Raw genomic sequence first — 15,663 nt, forward strand, 5'->3', positions numbered from 1 at the left:
CCTCAAGAGGCGCGATTCGTGGCCACGAAATACGGCCCGGCAGAGCCGGACCGTTTGCAGTCTTTCCGGGCAAGACAGGCCTTACCAGGACGGGATCAGGGCGCCCTTGAACTCCTCGTTGATGAACTTGCGGATGCTCTCATCATGGTAGGATTCGACCAGCGTCTTGGCCCAGGGCGCGTCCTTGTCGGCAGCGCGGACGACGATGACGTTGGCGTAGGGCGATTTTTCGCCTTCGATGGCGATGGCGTCGGTCTTCGGATGCAGGCCGGCTTCCATGGCGTAGTTGGTGTTGATGACGGCGGCATCGACGTCTTCAAGCGAGCGCGGCAGCTGGGCCGCATCGATTTCGGCGAACTCGATATTCTTCGGATTGTCGATAATATCGGCCACGGTCACCTTGATGCCGGGGTTTTCCTTGAACTTGATCAGGCCCTTGCTGGCGAGAACCAGAAGCGCGCGGCCGCCGTTGGTCGGGTCGTTCGGGATGGCGACGGTCGCGCCGTCCTTCAGCTCGTCCAGGCTCTTCACCTTCTTGGAATAGACGCCCATCGGCGTGGTGATGGTCGTGCCGATGCTGACGAGGTCGAACTTGCGGTCGGCGATCTGGTTGTCGAGATAGGGCTGGTGCTGGAAGGAGTTGGCCTGGATGTCGCCATCGGCCAGCGCCTGGTTCGGCACGACATAGTCGGAAAATTCGACGATCTCGATGTTGAGCCCCTTGGTCTTGGCGATTTCAGCAACCTTTTCCATGATCTGAGCGTGCTCGCCCGGCGTGACGCCGACCTTGATATCCTCGGCGAAAGCCGATCCGGCGGCAAAGGCCGCAATCGCGGCTGCAATGATGAACTTCTTCATGGGTATCTCCTTGGTATGTCTGCTGGATTATGCGTGTAACAGATCAGTTCTTCCGGTTGCGCTTGTCGAAGCGTCGCGCAAGCCCGTCGCCGGCGCTTTGCACAACTTGCACCAGCACGATCAGCACCAGGACGACAAGCACCATCATTTCGGGATTGAAGCGCTGATAGCCGAAGCGGATGCCGAGGTCGCCCAAACCGCCGCCGCCGACAGCCCCGACCATCGCCGAATAGCCGATCAGGCTGACAATGGTCATCGTCAGGGCCATCAGGATGCTCGGTCGCGCCTCGGCGAGAAGCACCTTGAAGACGATCTGGAACGGCGTCGCGCCCATGGCACGGGCGGCTTCGATCAGGCCCTTGTCGACCTCGCGGATCGCGGATTCCACCAGACGCGCGAAGAACGGAATGGTGGCGATGGTGAGCGGAACGATCGCCGCCCAGGTGCCGATCGACGTGCCGGTCAAGAACCGCGTCAGCGGCACGATGGCAACGACGAGGATGATGAACGGTGTCGAGCGCGCCGCGTTGACGATAAGGCCGAGCAAACGATTGGTCTTCGGCGCGGGAAAGAGTTCGCCCTTGCCGCTGGTTGCCAGAAACACGCCGATCGGCAGGCCGATGACCGAGCCGACGAAGCCGGCGACGAAGACCATCTGCAAAGTCTGCAGCAGCGCTTTGGAAATGAGGTTGAAGATCATATCAGGCGACATAACCAAGTACCTCCGTGACAAGGCCCGTCTCGGTGTAGAAGCGATCGGCGCGCGCGACGACGTCCGGCTCCGCCGAATAGGAAACGACAAGCGAACCGAAGGGCTCGCCCGATATTTCCTCGATCGCGCCCGCAAGGATATTGACGTCCGAGCCGAGTTCGGCAACCAGCCGACCGGTCAGGGGTCTGAAGGCCGTGTCCCCGAAGAAGACCAGCCGGACCAGCACCTTGTCGCCGGCTGACGGCTGCGGCTTGACGACCGGGCGCAGCCACTGGGGCAGTTTCAGGGCCGAAGCAAGCAGCGTGCGCGTCGTCTCGTGCCGGGGGTTGGTATAGACGTCGAAGGTACGGCCGGATTCGACGATGCGGCCGGCGTCGATGACGGCGACGTGGCTGGCGATGGTTTTCACGACGTCCATCTCATGGGTAATCAGGAGAATGGTCAGGCCGAGCTCGGCGTTGATCCGCTTCAGAAGCTCGAGGATCGACTGTGTCGTCTCGGGGTCGAGCGCAGAGGTCGCCTCGTCGGAGAGCAGCAGTTTCGGATCGGTCGCCAGTGCGCGGGCAATGCCGATACGCTGCTTCTGGCCGCCGGAAAGCTCCGAAGGATAGCTGCCGGCCTTGTCGCCGAGGCCGACGAGATCGAGCAGCGGCCCGACCTTGTCGCGGATCGCCTTTTTCTCGACGCCGGCGATTTCCAGCGGCAGCGCCACATTGTCGAAGGCGGTGCGCGACGACAGAAGATTGAAATGCTGGAAGATCATGCCGATCTGGCGGCGCAGGCTGCGCAACGCGGCTTCGCCGAGCCCGCCGACATCGACGCCATCGACGAGTACCTTGCCCGACGTTACGGTCTCAAGCCCGTTGACCATGCGGATCAGCGTCGACTTGCCGGCGCCGGAACGGCCGATAATGCCGGTAATGGCGCCACGTCCGACGATGAGATCGACGCTGTCGACGGCGGTAAAGCCACCTTCCCCGGTGGGGCCGTAGCGCTTTCCGGCGCGCTCGAAAGCCACCATCGGCACGGGATGTGTCGCGTTTGCCGGATCGCTTCCGACCTGACCTTTCGAGGCGGCGCCGGTGGCCGCCTGCTGGTCCGCGTGTTGCGTAGTCATGCTGTGCTCTCGGTTTGGTCTTCACAAACTGGCGGCTCTATAGCCGCATTTGCGCAGATTAGCCAACCAGGCTGCACGTTCGGCGGCGAACACGGGGCCGGTGCGAGGGAAAGCGTTGGCTCCCGCTCGTGGCGACACATGCGCCTTGCCCGCCGCTTCCCGCCCGTGGAGGCACGTTCGTCCAGCCGCTACGACGCCGGAGCGAAATCGGCGGTGAGCACGGCGTCCTTGAGTGCCCGGGAATAGGGGTGCTGGGGATTGTCGAGCACCATGCGTGCCTCCCCCTGCTCGACGATCTCGCCCTTGCGCATGATGATGATCCGGTCGCTTATATAATAGGCGGTGGCAAGATCATGGGTGATGTAGACGATCGAAAGCCCGAGTTCGCTTTTCAGCTGTTCGAACAGGTTGACGATTGCCATGCGCAGCGACGCATCGACCATGGAGACCGGTTCGTCGGCGATGAGCAGGCGGGGCTGCGGGATCAGGGCGCGCGCAATTGCGGCACGTTGCAGCTGGCCGCCGGAGAGTTCGTGCGGAAACCGGCCCTTCACTTCCGCAAGGCTGAGGCCCACATGCGCAAGTGCCGCGTCCGCCAGTCCTTCGATCTGCTGCCGGTCCGGACTGCCCGCGCCGGCCGAGAAGTTCCGGGCCGTTTCGAAGAGGTAGCGATCCACGCGCTTGAGCGGGTTGAAAGCTTCGAACGGGTTCTGCAGGACTGGCTGCACTTCTTGCATGAAGGCGCGGCGTTCGGCCTTGCCGTGCAGGGCCACCGCCTTCTGGCGAAATCGGAGTTCGCCTTGCGTCGGGGCCGTCTGGCCGAGGATCATGGCTGCGATCGTTGATTTGCCGGACCCGGATTCTCCGACGATGGAAAGAATTTCCGGCTCGTTGCCGATCTCGAAGCTGACATCCTTGACCGCGACGATCTGTCGCCGGCCGAGCATGCCGCCCTGACGGTAGATCTTCGTGACATGGGTAAGTGTGAGAAGCGCGCTCAAGCCTGATCCCCCGTAACCGCAAAACAGGCCACTCGCTGATCCGGTCCGACCGTCACCATCGGCGGGACCTTCTGCGAACAGATCTCCATCCGCTTCGGACAGCGCGGATGGAACCGGCAGCCCTCCGGCGGCATGGCAAGGTTCGGCGGGCGGCCCTCGAGCGAAGGCCGGGCCTTTGCATCGCCGATGCGCGGCAGGCTGCCGACAAGATGCTGCGTGTAGGGGTGGAGCGGCATGTTGAAGATCTTGCGGGTTGGCGCCTCCTCGACGAGGCGACCGGCGTAGACGATGCCGACACGGTCGGAGACCGTCGCATGCACACCCATATCGTGCGTGACGAACAGGAAGGAAGAGCCGATCTCGCGCTGGATTTCGCGGATCATCGACAGCACGTCGCGCTGGACGATGACGTCGAGCGCCGTTGTCGGTTCGTCGGCAATGATGAATTCGGGTGTCAGGATCGTCGCGAGCGCGATCGTCATGCGCTGGCGCATGCCGCCGGAGAGTTCGTGCGGATAGGCCTCAAGCAGATGCGGATCGAGCTTCAGCCTCTCAAGATGCGAGCCGACTTTTGCAAAGAACTCGCTCTTGCCGATTTTCATGTGGCGGAAGGCGAAATCGGTGAAGGAGTGATGGATGCGCCGGACCGGGTTCAGCACGTTCATCGACCCCTGCATGATGTAGGACAGGTGCAGCCAGCGGAGCGCCATACGCTCGTCCGGCGTCATGGCGTAAATATCCTGCGTGCCGCCGGCGAAGTGGAAGACGACCCTGCCCGATACGACCTTGAGCGGCGGCCGGATGGCGCCGGCGATCGTCTTGATCAAGGTCGTCTTGCCGCTGCTGGATTCGCCCGCGACCCCGTAAATTTCGCCGCGCGCGATCGTCAGGCTAATGTCGTCGACGGCGCGCACCTCCCGGTCGACGCCGTAAAGGAAGGCGCGGTAATAGGCTTTCAGATTCTGAACCTCGACCAGGGCATCCATGGCTAACCTCCCATCCGGTTCAGCCGGCTGCGCGGATCGTTGTATTCGTTCATCGACATGGAAAGCAGGAACAGCGCCAGGAAGAGAACGACGATGACGGCGACGGGCGCGGCCACCCACCACCAGGTGCCGGCGATCAGCGCCGAGTGGGCGTTTGCCCAATAGATCATCATGCCCATGGTCGGGGTTTCGATGTCCGTGAAGCCGAGCACGGACAAGGTGATCTCCATGCCGATTGACCAGATCATGTTGTTCATTGTCGTGGCGAAGACGATCGGCAAGACATAGGGCAGGTGTTCCTCGACGAGGATCTTGCGCATGCTCATGCCGGAATAGACGCTCTGGGTGGTGAAGGGCCGCGTCTTGAGGCTGATCGCCACCGAGCGGATGAGCCTTGCGTCGTAAGACCAGCCGAGTGCGGCCATGATGACGATGAGCGCCGTCCAGGTCATGCTGTCCTTCAGCACGAAATAGAACAGGATCAGCAGAGGGAACTGCGGGATGACCATGACGCTGTCGTTGATCGCCATCAGTACCCGGTCGACCGCGCCGCCGGCGTAACCGGCGACCAGGCCGACGACCAGCGAAATGATGCGGGACAGGAAGGCGACGCCGATGCCGAAATAGAGCGTGTTGCGCAGGGCCGTCGTCAGTTGCCAGAAGACGTCCTGGCCGCGCGAGGTGGTGCCCAGCCAATAGTCTCCGTCCGGCGGCATGTCAGGCGGCAGAAGGTAGATGTCCGTCGCGCCGTAGGGCGAGAAATAGGACAGGACAATCAATCCGACGATGATGGCAAAAAGCACCAGGCCGCACAGGAATTCCATGTTGTGGCGCGTCAGGTCGCGGAGGATCGTGAACATGGGCTACTCCACCTTGATGCGCGGATCGATGAGCGGGCTCAGGATGTCGATGATGAAGACGGCGGCCGCAACGCCGACGATCGACAGGGCGCTGAGGCCGAGCACGAGGCTGTAGTCGCCGGCATGGACGGCCGATATCAGCAGGTTTCCGATGCCGGGATAACCGAAGACGATCTCGGTGATGACCGTGCCGTTGAAGATCGCGCCGAGCGACATTGCGAGGCCGGTAAACTGCGGCACCATGGCGTTGCGGGCGATATAGGAGCGCAGGATGCGCCGCTTCGGCACGCCGCCGAGCTCGGCAAAGACCACGTAATCCTCCGTGATGATGTTGGAAACCAGAGCACGCATGCCGATCAGCCAGCTGCCGGTGCCGACGAGGATCAGCGAGAATGCCGGCAGGATGGAATGTTCGATGATATCGATGACGAGGGAGAGCGACAGGTCGAGATTGGTGTTCATCTCATAGCCGCCGTTGATCGGCAGGATCGGCCAGACATAGCCGAAGAGGATGAGCAGCACGAAGGCCAGGATGTAGTAGGGGATCGGCAGCATCGCGATGAAGACGAGGCTGACGCCTTTCAGGACCATGTTCTTTCTGTAATAGCCGGCAAGCGCGCCGATCGCGTTGCCCAGCACGAATGTGATCAGCGTGGAAACCGTCATCAGCCCGATCGTCCAGGGCAGGGAGCGCAGGATGATCGTCGAGACCGGTGTGGGGAAGGCCGACAGCGAAGGCCCGAGATCGCCGACGGCGAGCCGCTCCCAGAAATGCAGATATTGCTGCCAGATCGATCCCTCGAGCCCATAGAGTTCACGCAGCGACTGGCGCATCAATTCGACGGCGCGCGGATCGGATTGGCCCATCTGCTGGATGGATCCGATGCTTTCCTCGACCGGATCGATAGGCGTCAGATGGGTGATGAAGAAGGTCGTCGTTACGCCGAGAAAAACCACGAGCAGAAACTGGCCGAACCGCTTCAGGACAAAAGTAGGGTAGGACGCCATCAGGCCGTTCACCTCGCTGGTTTCCCCACATGGCTAAAAGGTTCGCCGAACGTTCGAGGTCCGGCGACAGTTGGCCGGCGCGGATAAGCGCGCCGGCCCTGGGAGGTCACTTTTGGGCAGGCTTCAGCTTCACCATCATCAGGCGTGAATTGGCCCAGTTGGGAACCGGATCCGTATAGGGATCGGCAATCGTCGGGTAGCCCGTCCAATAGGTCGTATCCATCGTCGTGAAGACGTTATAGGACATCAGCGGGATGGTCGGCATTTCACGGGCCACCAGCTTCAGATAGTCCTTGCCGAGTTCGACGCCCTTGGGGTCGTCGGCACTGATGCCGCGGATGCTCTCGATAATCTTGTCGAGCTCGGGATTCGACCATCGCTGCCAATTGCGCGGCGGCTGGTTCTCGCCCTTCTTGGCAACGAATTGCGAATGCCAGCTGTCCAGGAAGAACGAGAGATCGGGATCGCCGCCCCAGGTCTCGACGCTCCAGGCGATCGCCACCTGATAGTCGCCAGGCTGCAGCGAGGTCTGCCACAGGCTTGTCGATGGCACCGCCTTCGAATCGATGCCGAACGCTGCCCATTGCTGTGCGATCAGCGTGCCGGCGCGGGTGAAGACCGAACGTGTATCGCCTTCGACGCTCATGCGGATCTTGAATGGCTGCCCGTCTGGCATCATCCACTTGCCGGCGGATTTCTTGAAGCCTGCCTTTTCCAGAAGTTCGGCCGCAGCCTGAGGATCCGGCTTCCACCAGCCGTAGCCGAAGGCCATGTTGATGCCGGCCGCATCCGCCGGGATCTGGTCCTTGTATTTGGGCTGCTTGCGCAGGATATCGGCAATCTGCTGGCCGATCGTCGGATCGTAGGGCTTGATCTTGCGCTTGCCGGTATCGATCTCGAAGTCCTTCAGCCAGTCCTGCAGGGGCGCCTGGTAGTCGGTCATGGCAATGGCGGTCGGCGGCACGCCGAGTGCCGATAGCGTAGCCGCGCCGCGATAGCTCGCCATGTCCACGGCCTTGATATCGATCAGCAGCGCCAGCGCCCAGCGGACGTCCGGGTTCTGGAACGTCGGGTCCTGCGTATTGAAGATCACTGCCGGGAGCGTCGGGTCCGGATGGGCGTAGGGGAAGCCCGGGAACCAGCTGTCGATGCTCTTCGACTTTTCCTTGAGCGTGAACATGCCTTCGGGCGTGTTGTCGTGGATGATATCGAGATTGTGCTCGAGCTGGGCGATGGTGCGCTTATCCGGCGGACCCGGATCGACATAGGTGACATATTTCGGAGCGGGCTCGCCGAAGCGCCCAAGCGAGGTGCGCTGCCAGTCGTCGCGCTTCTCCCAGGTGTACCATTTACCCTGCGGATCATAGGCCTTCAGCTTGTAGGCGCCGAGTGAGACGGGATTGGCGAAATCATAGCGAACAGGATCGGCGACCTTCTCGAAGACATGTTTCGGCATGATCCAGGCGCCGTTCCAACGCACGGTGAAGATGGCATGGAAACGGGAATTGGGCTTCTTCAACTTGAAGACGACCGTATAGCGATCGGTCGCTTCAACGCTTGCCACCTGCACCGAGAAGGCGGCACTCCAGACCATGCCGGGATGGTCCATCTGCGTCTTGACCGTATAGACGAGATCGTCGGCGGTGAATTCCACGCCGTCGCTCCAGTAGAGCCCCTGGCGCAGTTTCACCGTCATCTCGGTGAAGTCGGCATTATATTGCGGTTTGTCGGCGGCAAGGGAATTGTCCCAGGTCGAGCCGCCGAGACCTTTTTCCGGATCGATGTACCAGAGCGTGTCCATGGTCAACTGCTGCAGGCCGGTCGAAACGCCGCCGCCGCCGTTGACCCAAATATTGAACCAGCCGGGATTCTTGATGGTGCCTTCCGGATTTTCGACGATGAGCGTGTCCTTGCGAGGCAAGGACTTGTAGTCATCCGCCTTAGCCGCGGCCATCAGGCCGAGCGTCGCCAAGGCGACGCCGAATGCAAGCTTCTTCCAGTGCTGCATTATCTCCTCCCTTTGAATGCGACGAGAAAGCGGCCGCCATGGACGCGTGGCACGTCGCGGTTCCGGGTTCGCAACTGCGTTCGGACCTGCATGTGTCGAGGTCCGATGCTCCTGCGAACCATTCCTCCAGCCCGGCTGCCTCCTCGCAGCGAGCGGATATGTTGCGGCCGGCCGCGCAGCCGGCCGGAAAGCGTCAGACGGACAGACGGATGACGCTGTAGGACTGCGGCTTCAGGCTTGCACGCAATCTGCCCTCTTCGATCTTTGCGGTTTCGACCCTGACGGGAACGACAGTCTCCGGCTGTCGCGCCGTATTGACGGCCCGCAGGTCGGGATGCGTCATCTCCAGCTGTTCGAGCACGCGGGCATTGCCAAAGCCGTCCAACCGGGCGTCGAAATCAAGCGCGGTCTGCGGATGACGGTTGACGACGAAAAACGTCAGTTCCCTGCCGTCGTCGGAAAGGACCGCCGACGCATCGAGATAAGGCACGTCGTCAGCCTCGTCGCAGTCATAGGTCGGCGCGTCCGTGACCAGCTGCAGCGCCGATCCGCGACCGTATTTCGATGCGAAATAGAAGGGGTAATAGATCGTCTGGCGCCATGCGGGGCCGCCATTTTCGGTCATGATCGGGGCGATGACATTGACAAGCTGGGCGATGCAGGCGATGCGCACGCGATCCGAGCGGCGAATGAAGGTGTTGAGAATGCCGCCGACCTGCAGCACGTCCTCGAAATTGTAGACGTCTTCCAGCAGATGCGGCGCATCCGGCCATTCGTTCCTCGCCAGGATATCCTTGTCCTGCTGGTTGGAATGATACCAGACGTTCCATTCGTCGAAGGAAATGCCGATCGTCTTCTTCGAGCGCTTCTTGGCCCTGATATAGTCGATCACGCCGCCGATGGTGGTGATATAGCGGTCGAGCCTGGTCGTGCGGGCAAGGTAATTGAGCGTGTTGTTCTCGCGGTTGGCGAAATACATGTGCAGGGAAATATAGTCGGCGCTGTCGTAGCACTCGTTGAGGACCTGCGCTTCCCAGTCCGGATAGGTCTGCATGTCGGGATTGGACGAGCCGCAGACCACGAGTTCCAGCGACCGGTCAAAATTCCGCATGGCTTTCGCCGTCTCGTCGGCGAGCCGGCCATATTCGTGCGCCGACTTGTGTCCGACCTGCCAGGGGCCGTCCATCTCGTTGCCGAGGCACCATAATTTGACATTGTGGGGCTTTTCCCAGCCATGTTTGCGACGCAGGTCCGACCAGTAGGTGCCGCCGGGATGATTGCAATATTCGAGGAAATTGCGGGCCGAATCCAATCCGCGCGAGCCGAGGTTGACGGCCAGCATCGGCTCGGTCTTCGCCTTCCTGCACCAGTCGACGAATTCATTGACGCCAATCTGGTTGCTTTCGCGGGTGCGCCAGGCAAGGTGCGAGGCGCACAGGGCGCTCCGAGCGCGGGCCGATGCCGTCCTGCCAGTCGTAGGCGGAAACGAAATTGCCGCCGGGATATCGACAGTAGGGCGTGTCGAGCTGCCGGACGAGGTCGATGACATCCTGCCTGAACCCATCGGAATCGGCCGTCGGATGGCCAGGCTCGTAAATGCCGCCGTAAACGGCTCTCCCGAGATGCTCGAGGAACGAACTGTAAAGTCTGGGATCAATGTTCGCGACCTGGAAATCGCGATGAACAACAACGTTCGCCTTCAACGAACCCTCCCTTAAGTATCAAATTATTCGTTCTTATACGGCTATCTTGATAGCGCGACCGGAGGGAGTCAATTGAACAATGCCCAGGATGCCCGTGAATCGGTTGTCTAGAAAAAAGATTATATTACAGCAATTTAATCAGATAGTGGCCCGGTTTGGCCGGAAAATAATCGCGCTATTAAAATCAGAATTTTCGATATTTTCCGTCAAATGTAGAGCCGCATGACGATATCGCGGCCGTAGTTGCCAAATCCGCGACCGAATATGTTCACGCCACCGGTATGGCTGGCATTCTCGGCAATGCCGACGCGCAAGCGGATCGAGGAATGCTGCGCAAGGGCGAGGTCTCCAACCGTGACGTTGGAGGTGGAGACGCCGTCGATGAACGTGCCGCGCGTGGAGATCCGCCAGGTTTTCAGCTTGCCGTATTGGGAGCCTTCAAGCTTCCACCAGCCGGGCGTATAGGCACCGCGCTTGTCGCCATAGTCGCCCGGAGACGTCCAGGTGCCGATCGGCATTCCGTTGACCCAGAGCGTGATGTCGGAGGGCCAGTCTGGATTGGTCCCGGGAACCTCCGAAGACAGTTCCATCGCAAATTCGATGGCGCGCACGTCCTTGTTCAGAACCTTGGCGTTGTTCGGGAACTTGTATTCGACATACCCCCTTCCGAACCATACGAGACCGGCCTGCATGCGCTGCGGATCAAGGAAATAGTCGGGAACGTCGAGCAGGCCGATGACGCTGTCGCTCGAGCAGAGGCCGCAAGGGGCGTGGATGTCGCAGCTCGTATAGAGCCCGACCGGCATCTCGACCTCGATGACGTCGTCCGCCTTGTTGACGGACTTGTCCTCAAAGCTGATGAGGATTTCATCGTAGACTGCCGAGCAGATCTTCTGATTGCCCTTCCGGCCCTTGGCGAGGCGGGATTCGACCAGCCCCACCTCTTCCAGAATCTGAATGCCGGTGGCGACGGTCGACTGCGGCAGCGACAAGGCGCGGGCCATGTCGTTGACGTTCATGGGGCCTTTCGAGCACAGGAGTTTGAGGAGTTGCAGGCGTCCCGGCGCAGAGAGGGCTTTGATAACGGCGTCATTGACCCCGGCATCGACCGTCAAAAACGAGCGTTCCATGATTTCCCCGTGCTGTGTCACACAGTGATTATATCGACAATCCTGATACAGCAAGCGGCGAGAAGCCGATATGGATCGATTTCTCTGATTTAAACTTCAGCGATTCCGGAAGGGTCGAATTCTGGACCTCGCTTCCCGGCCGAAGGATGGAAGCGGGTCGAACGCGACGCAGGCTATGCGACGCCTGTAATCTCTGGAACGAAGGCGGTGATCTTGCCGCTCGATGGATTGTCCGTGGTGCCGGAGCCGCGCGCCAGGCGGGCCGCGACTTCACCGATCATGCGGCGCGGCGACCTGGATGTGGCGATCCGTACGGGAAGAGCGGCGGCGAGCTCCAGTCCGTTGAAGCCTGCAATCAGAATGTCGTCGGTGCGGGACGCTTCCATGGTGGCGAATGCGCCCCCGGCAGCCATGTCGTCGTTGGAGTAGTAGATGCAGTCGAGCTTCGGCTCGGCATCCAGGAGCTGATGCGTCAGGTATTTTCCGAGGCCGACGGAGGAAAGAGTGTCGCCGAACCTTTGCCCGACGAAGGCGAGACGGTGTTCGTGCAGGACGCGTTCGAAGCCGGCCCTGCGTTTTCCGGCGCGCAGGTCCCGGTCCAGCGCACTGCCGACATAGCCAAAACGCTTCCGGCCGGCGGCAATCAATGCCCTCGCCATCTCCTCGCCCGCCCTTTCGTGCGAGAGCCCGACATTGAAATCGATCGGCGTGCCGTCGAGGTCCATGATCTGAATGACGGGAATGGCCGCATTCCTCAGCATTCTCACGGTCTCGTCCGGCTGATCCAGGCCCGTGACGATGATCGCGGACGGCCGCCAGGACAGCATGTCCCGGATGATGTTGTGCTCCTTGGCCACATCGTAGTCGGAAATGCCGAACACGGCCTGCATGCCGGAGCCTTCAAGCCCGTTCGAGATTCCGGCCATGACCTCGGGAAAGACGATGTTGGACATGCTCGGCACCACGACGGCGACGAGGTCCGTTCGCTGCGAAGACAGCGACAGGGCCAGCCGGTTGCCGATATAGTTCAGCCGCTCGGCCGCCTGCAGGACCCTGTCGCGCGTTGCCCTGGAAACATCAGGCGCGCCGCGCAGGGCGCGCGATACGGTCATCTTGCTGACGCCGGCTGCCGCAGCGACCTCTTCCAGAGTGGACTTGTGCGTATCCAAGGGATCTCCCGAGCGCAGCCTATCTGCCGCATCATTATTCATAGGCGCGTTTTGGGGAAAGGGGAACTGGCAGCGCTTGACATTCCCGGCAATTTTGGGGTTTGTTACCGATACCGGTATCGATAACACAGAACCTATCGACGGATCGGCACTATGGAGGAAACCTTGCAGAACGTCAGCAAGGCTGCGGTCATCGGCCTCGGGTCGATGGGGTGGGGTGCCGCCCTGTCCCTCTTGCGGGCGGGATTTGCGGTCAATGGATGCGATGTGCGCCAGGACGTCCTTCAGCGCTTTTCGCAGGCCGGCGGCAAGTCGTGTAAAACCCCGTCCGAAGCCGCCGATGCGGCCGATGCAGTTTTCGTGTTTGTCGTCAACAGCGGCCAGGCCGAAACCGTATTGTTCGGGCCTGGCAGCGCGCTGGAAACGGCTGGCGCCGGCACCGTCTTCCTGCTTTGCACCACCATGGCGCCGAGCGCCACGATGGCGATTGCCGAACGGCTGGAGGCCGCCGGCATGCTCGTCATCGACGCGCCGGTTTCCGGCGGTCACGTCAAGGCGCTTTCGGGAGAGATGGTCGTCATGGGATCCGGTTCGCCCGAAGCCTTCGCGCGGGCCGAAAAGGCGCTCGATGCCGTCTCCGCCAAGGTGTTCCGTCTGGGGGACAGGCCCGGGGCCGGTTCTCAGGTGAAAATGATCAACCAGCTTCTCGCCGGCGTGCATATCGCCGTGACGGCGGAGGCGATGACGCTGGCCGCCAAGACGCGGATCGACCTGAAGACGCTCTACGATGTTCTGCGCGTATCGGCCGGCTCTTCCTGGATGTTCGAGAACCGCGGCGAGCACATCGTCTCGGGCGATTATACGCCGCGCTCGGCCGTCGACATCTTCGTCAAGGATCTCGGCATCGTCGCCTCCGAAGCCGAGCGTGTCGGTGCCGTCACGCCGCTCACAGCGACCGCGCTTGCGCTTTTCCGGCAGGCGTCCGAAGCGGGCCTCGGCAAGGAAGACGATGCCGCGGTGGCAAAACTCCTTGCCGAAAGGAGCGGAGTCGTCCTGCCGGGCATGGGAGCCGGCAGCTGAAGATCCGCTGGGCAAGGAAGGCATGAGACTTATGTTCGATTGCTACCACTCGCGGATCATGCAAGGTAAGTTGATTTGCAAGCTGCGGTTTGTTTGATTTCGTTTGATCGCCGATGGCCCGAATGGGGGCCGAGGCGGTGGGGGCTTGAAAGACGGGTTGGCGGCGCGCCTGGCGTGACGCGTGAGGAGTTCGACGGGGGAGCGGATTCCGATCTGATATCGAGGCCGTCATCGAAAATGACGCCGGCGGCGCTGGGAGGTAAGCCGACATGCATGTGATGATTTTGGGTGCGGCAGGCATGATCGGCCGCAAGCTGGTCGAAAGAATTGCCCGCGCGCCTGATGTGCTCGGCACCACGATCAGCAAGTTGACGCTGGTCGATGCGTTTCAACCGCCGGTGCCCGAGGCGCTTCGGTCGCTGTCGACTGCCCTGACGATCGACCTCGCAAAGGTCGGCGTCGCCGACAAGCTGGTCGAGGCCCGGCCCGATCTGATCTTTCATCTGGCGGCGATCGTTTCCGGCGAGGCGGAGGCGGATTTCGACAAGGGCTATGCCGTCAATCTCGACGGGACACGCGCGCTGTTCGACGCGATCCGCCATGAGGGGCTGAAGTCCGCCTATGTGCCGCGCGTCGTCTTCGCCTCCTCGATCGCCGTGTTCGGTACGCCTTTTCCAGAGGTCATTCCGGACGAGTTCTTTTCCACGCCGCTGACAAGTTACGGCACCCAGAAGGCCATTGCCGAGCTGCTGCTTGCCGACTATTCGCGCCGCGGCATTTTCGACGGTATCGGCATTCGCCTGCCGACGATCTGCGTGCGGCCGGGCGCGCCGAACAAGGCGGCCTCCGGCTTCTTCTCCAATATTCTGCGTGAACCGCTCGCCGGCAAGCCGGCGGTGCTGCCCGTCAGCGACAGCGTCCGGCACTGGTTTGCAAGCCCGCGTGCGGCGGTCGGTTTCTTCGTTCATGCCGCAAGGATCGATACGGCCGAGGTCGGGCCGCGGCGCAATCTGACCATGCCGGGGCTTTCGGCGCTGGTTTCGGAAGAGATCGAGGCCCTGCGCCGGGTTGCGGGCGACAAGGCCGTTGCGCTGATCAAGCGCGAGAGCGACCCGGTGATCGAGCGCATCGTTGCCGGCTGGCCGACGCAGTTCGATGCGAGGAGAGCGTCGGCATTGGGCTTCAAGGCGGAGACGAGTTTCGACGAAATCCTGCAGGTGCATATCGAGGATGAACTCGGCGGGAGGATTGCATGAGTGAAACTATCGGCAGGCCGTCGAAGATTGCCCTTGTGACCGGTGGGGGCACGGGTGTCGGCCGCGCGATCGCGAGAGGCCTCGGCGCCGCCGGCTATACGGTCGTCATCTCGGGACGACGTCCCGAAATACTTGAAAAGGCGGCCGCCGAACTTGGCAGCGAGACCGGTGCGGATGTTACCGCGATCCGTGCGGATGTCGGCGATCCGGCCTCGGTCAGAGCATTGTTCGATGCGATCGCAAATCGCTATGGCCGGCTCGACCTGCTGGTCAACAATGCCGGTGTCTCGGTGCCGGGCGTGCCGCTGGAGGACGTGTCTTTCGAAGACTGGAGCGCCATCGTATCGGCCAATCTGACGGGCGCTTTCCTGTGCACCCAGCAGGCGTTCAGGCTGATGAAGAGCCAGACGCCGCGAGGGGGGCGCATCATCAACAACGGGTCGGTTTCGGCAACGACGCCGCGCCCGAATTCTGCGCCCTATACGGCGACCAAACATGCCATCACCGGTCTGACGAAATCCACCGCGCTCGACGGGCGCGAATTCGATATCGCCTGCGGCCAGATCGATATCGGCAATGCTGCAAGCGACATGACGAAGAAGATCGCTGCCGGTGTTCTGCAGGCCAATGGCACCACTGCCGCGGAGGCGACGATCGATCCTGTCCATATTGCCGATGCGGTCGTCTACATGGCTGGCCTGCCGCTCGGCGCCAACGTGCTGACCATGACCGTGATGGCGACCAGGATGCCCTTTGTCGGGCGCGGATGACCGGC

13 protein-coding genes and 1 pseudogene are annotated in these 15,663 nt (G+C 61.6%); 3 read left to right on the top strand and 11 right to left on the bottom strand.

Going from position 1 to position 15,663, the window contains the following annotated elements; all coding sequences use genetic code 11:
- Positions 1-81: 81 nt before the first annotated feature.
- The 11 genes and pseudogenes from ACU8HS_RS26110 to ACU8HS_RS26160 all read right to left on the bottom strand — a co-directional run bounded on the left by ACU8HS_RS26110 (position 82) and on the right by ACU8HS_RS26160 (position 12,495).
- The gene (locus ACU8HS_RS26110) at positions 82-858 is read right to left on the bottom strand and encodes a MetQ/NlpA family ABC transporter substrate-binding protein (protein ID WP_112757551.1); all 777 of its coding nucleotides are present in this window, start codon (positions 856-858) and stop codon (positions 82-84) included.
- A gap of 43 nt (positions 859-901) precedes the next feature.
- A complete protein-coding gene (locus ACU8HS_RS26115; protein ID WP_112569878.1) occupies positions 902-1,570 on the bottom strand; it encodes a methionine ABC transporter permease in 669 nt (222 codons plus the stop codon).
- The gene (locus tag ACU8HS_RS26120) at positions 1,560-2,591 is read right to left on the bottom strand and encodes a methionine ABC transporter ATP-binding protein (RefSeq protein ID WP_112754995.1); all 1,032 of its coding nucleotides are present in this window, start codon (positions 2,589-2,591) and stop codon (positions 1,560-1,562) included. The genes ACU8HS_RS26115 and ACU8HS_RS26120 overlap by 11 nt, the downstream gene beginning before the upstream one ends.
- A gap of 284 nt (positions 2,592-2,875) precedes the next feature.
- Positions 2,876-3,688, bottom strand: a complete 813-nt coding sequence (locus ACU8HS_RS26125; protein ID WP_447016021.1) for an ABC transporter ATP-binding protein — start codon at positions 3,686-3,688, stop codon at positions 2,876-2,878.
- Positions 3,685-4,674: an ABC transporter ATP-binding protein gene (locus ACU8HS_RS26130; protein WP_112705151.1), complete on the bottom strand. Its 990-nt coding sequence runs from the start codon at positions 4,672-4,674 to the stop codon at positions 3,685-3,687. Before ACU8HS_RS26130 ends, ACU8HS_RS26125 begins: the two co-directional genes overlap by 4 nt.
- Before the next feature lie 2 nt (positions 4,675-4,676).
- Positions 4,677-5,534, bottom strand: a complete 858-nt coding sequence (locus ACU8HS_RS26135; RefSeq protein WP_112705152.1) for an ABC transporter permease — start codon at positions 5,532-5,534, stop codon at positions 4,677-4,679.
- Between the two features lie 3 nt (positions 5,535-5,537).
- Complete coding sequence (locus tag ACU8HS_RS26140; RefSeq protein WP_112754997.1) at positions 5,538-6,542, bottom strand: ABC transporter permease; 1,005 nt, start codon at positions 6,540-6,542, stop codon at positions 5,538-5,540.
- Between the two features lie 106 nt (positions 6,543-6,648).
- Complete coding sequence (locus ACU8HS_RS26145; protein ID WP_112754958.1) at positions 6,649-8,550, bottom strand: ABC transporter substrate-binding protein; 1,902 nt, start codon at positions 8,548-8,550, stop codon at positions 6,649-6,651.
- A 193-nt stretch (positions 8,551-8,743) separates the two neighbouring features.
- Positions 8,744-10,253: pseudogene (gene arfA, locus ACU8HS_RS26150) on the bottom strand (arabinosylfuranosidase ArfA).
- Between the two features lie 206 nt (positions 10,254-10,459).
- Complete coding sequence (locus tag ACU8HS_RS26155) at positions 10,460-11,383, bottom strand: ArsR/SmtB family transcription factor (protein ID WP_112569890.1); 924 nt, start codon at positions 11,381-11,383, stop codon at positions 10,460-10,462.
- Positions 11,384-11,556: 173 nt separating this feature from the next.
- Entirely contained in the window at positions 11,557-12,495 is a 939-nt protein-coding gene (locus ACU8HS_RS26160) for a LacI family DNA-binding transcriptional regulator (protein WP_447016468.1), read from the bottom strand.
- A 210-nt stretch (positions 12,496-12,705) separates the two neighbouring features.
- Here ACU8HS_RS26160 and ltnD point away from each other — a divergent pair, with 210 nt between their 5' ends.
- The 3 genes from ltnD (at position 12,706) to ACU8HS_RS26175 (ending at position 15,658) form a co-directional block, all read left to right on the top strand.
- Entirely contained in the window at positions 12,706-13,632 is a 927-nt protein-coding gene (ltnD, locus tag ACU8HS_RS26165; RefSeq protein ID WP_447016022.1) for an L-threonate dehydrogenase, read from the top strand.
- 269 nt (positions 13,633-13,901) lie between these two features.
- A complete protein-coding gene (gene denD, locus ACU8HS_RS26170) occupies positions 13,902-14,888 on the top strand; it encodes a D-erythronate dehydrogenase (RefSeq protein ID WP_112754966.1) in 987 nt (328 codons plus the stop codon).
- A complete protein-coding gene (locus ACU8HS_RS26175) occupies positions 14,885-15,658 on the top strand; it encodes an SDR family oxidoreductase (protein WP_447016023.1) in 774 nt (257 codons plus the stop codon). Before denD ends, ACU8HS_RS26175 begins: the two co-directional genes overlap by 4 nt.
- Positions 15,659-15,663: the final 5 nt, after the last annotated feature.

It is taken from the genome of Rhizobium sp. KDH_Rht_773_N (assembly GCF_052946295.1).

Coding starts and splice junctions, on each gene's coding strand:
- ACU8HS_RS26110 (WP_112757551.1), bottom strand. CDS start 858: ATGAAGAAGTTCATCATTGCAGCCGCGATTGCGGCCTTTGCCGCCGGA.
- ACU8HS_RS26115 (WP_112569878.1), bottom strand. CDS start 1,570: ATGTCGCCTGATATGATCTTCAACCTCATTTCCAAAGCGCTGCTGCAG.
- ACU8HS_RS26120 (WP_112754995.1), bottom strand. CDS start 2,591: ATGGTGGCTTTCGAGCGCGCCGGAAAGCGCTACGGCCCCACCGGGGAA.
- ACU8HS_RS26130 (WP_112705151.1), bottom strand. CDS start 4,674: ATGGATGCCCTGGTCGAGGTTCAGAATCTGAAAGCCTATTACCGCGCC.
- ACU8HS_RS26135 (WP_112705152.1), bottom strand. CDS start 5,534: ATGTTCACGATCCTCCGCGACCTGACGCGCCACAACATGGAATTCCTG.
- ACU8HS_RS26140 (WP_112754997.1), bottom strand. CDS start 6,542: ATGGCGTCCTACCCTACTTTTGTCCTGAAGCGGTTCGGCCAGTTTCTG.
- ACU8HS_RS26145 (WP_112754958.1), bottom strand. CDS start 8,550: ATGCAGCACTGGAAGAAGCTTGCATTCGGCGTCGCCTTGGCGACGCTC.
- ACU8HS_RS26155 (WP_112569890.1), bottom strand. CDS start 11,383: ATGGAACGCTCGTTTTTGACGGTCGATGCCGGGGTCAATGACGCCGTT.
- ACU8HS_RS26160 (WP_447016468.1), bottom strand. CDS start 12,495: ATGACCGTATCGCGCGCCCTGCGCGGCGCGCCTGATGTTTCCAGGGCA.
- ltnD (WP_447016022.1), top strand. CDS start 12,706: ATGGAGGAAACCTTGCAGAACGTCAGCAAGGCTGCGGTCATCGGCCTC.
- denD (WP_112754966.1), top strand. CDS start 13,902: ATGCATGTGATGATTTTGGGTGCGGCAGGCATGATCGGCCGCAAGCTG.
- ACU8HS_RS26175 (WP_447016023.1), top strand. CDS start 14,885: ATGAGTGAAACTATCGGCAGGCCGTCGAAGATTGCCCTTGTGACCGGT.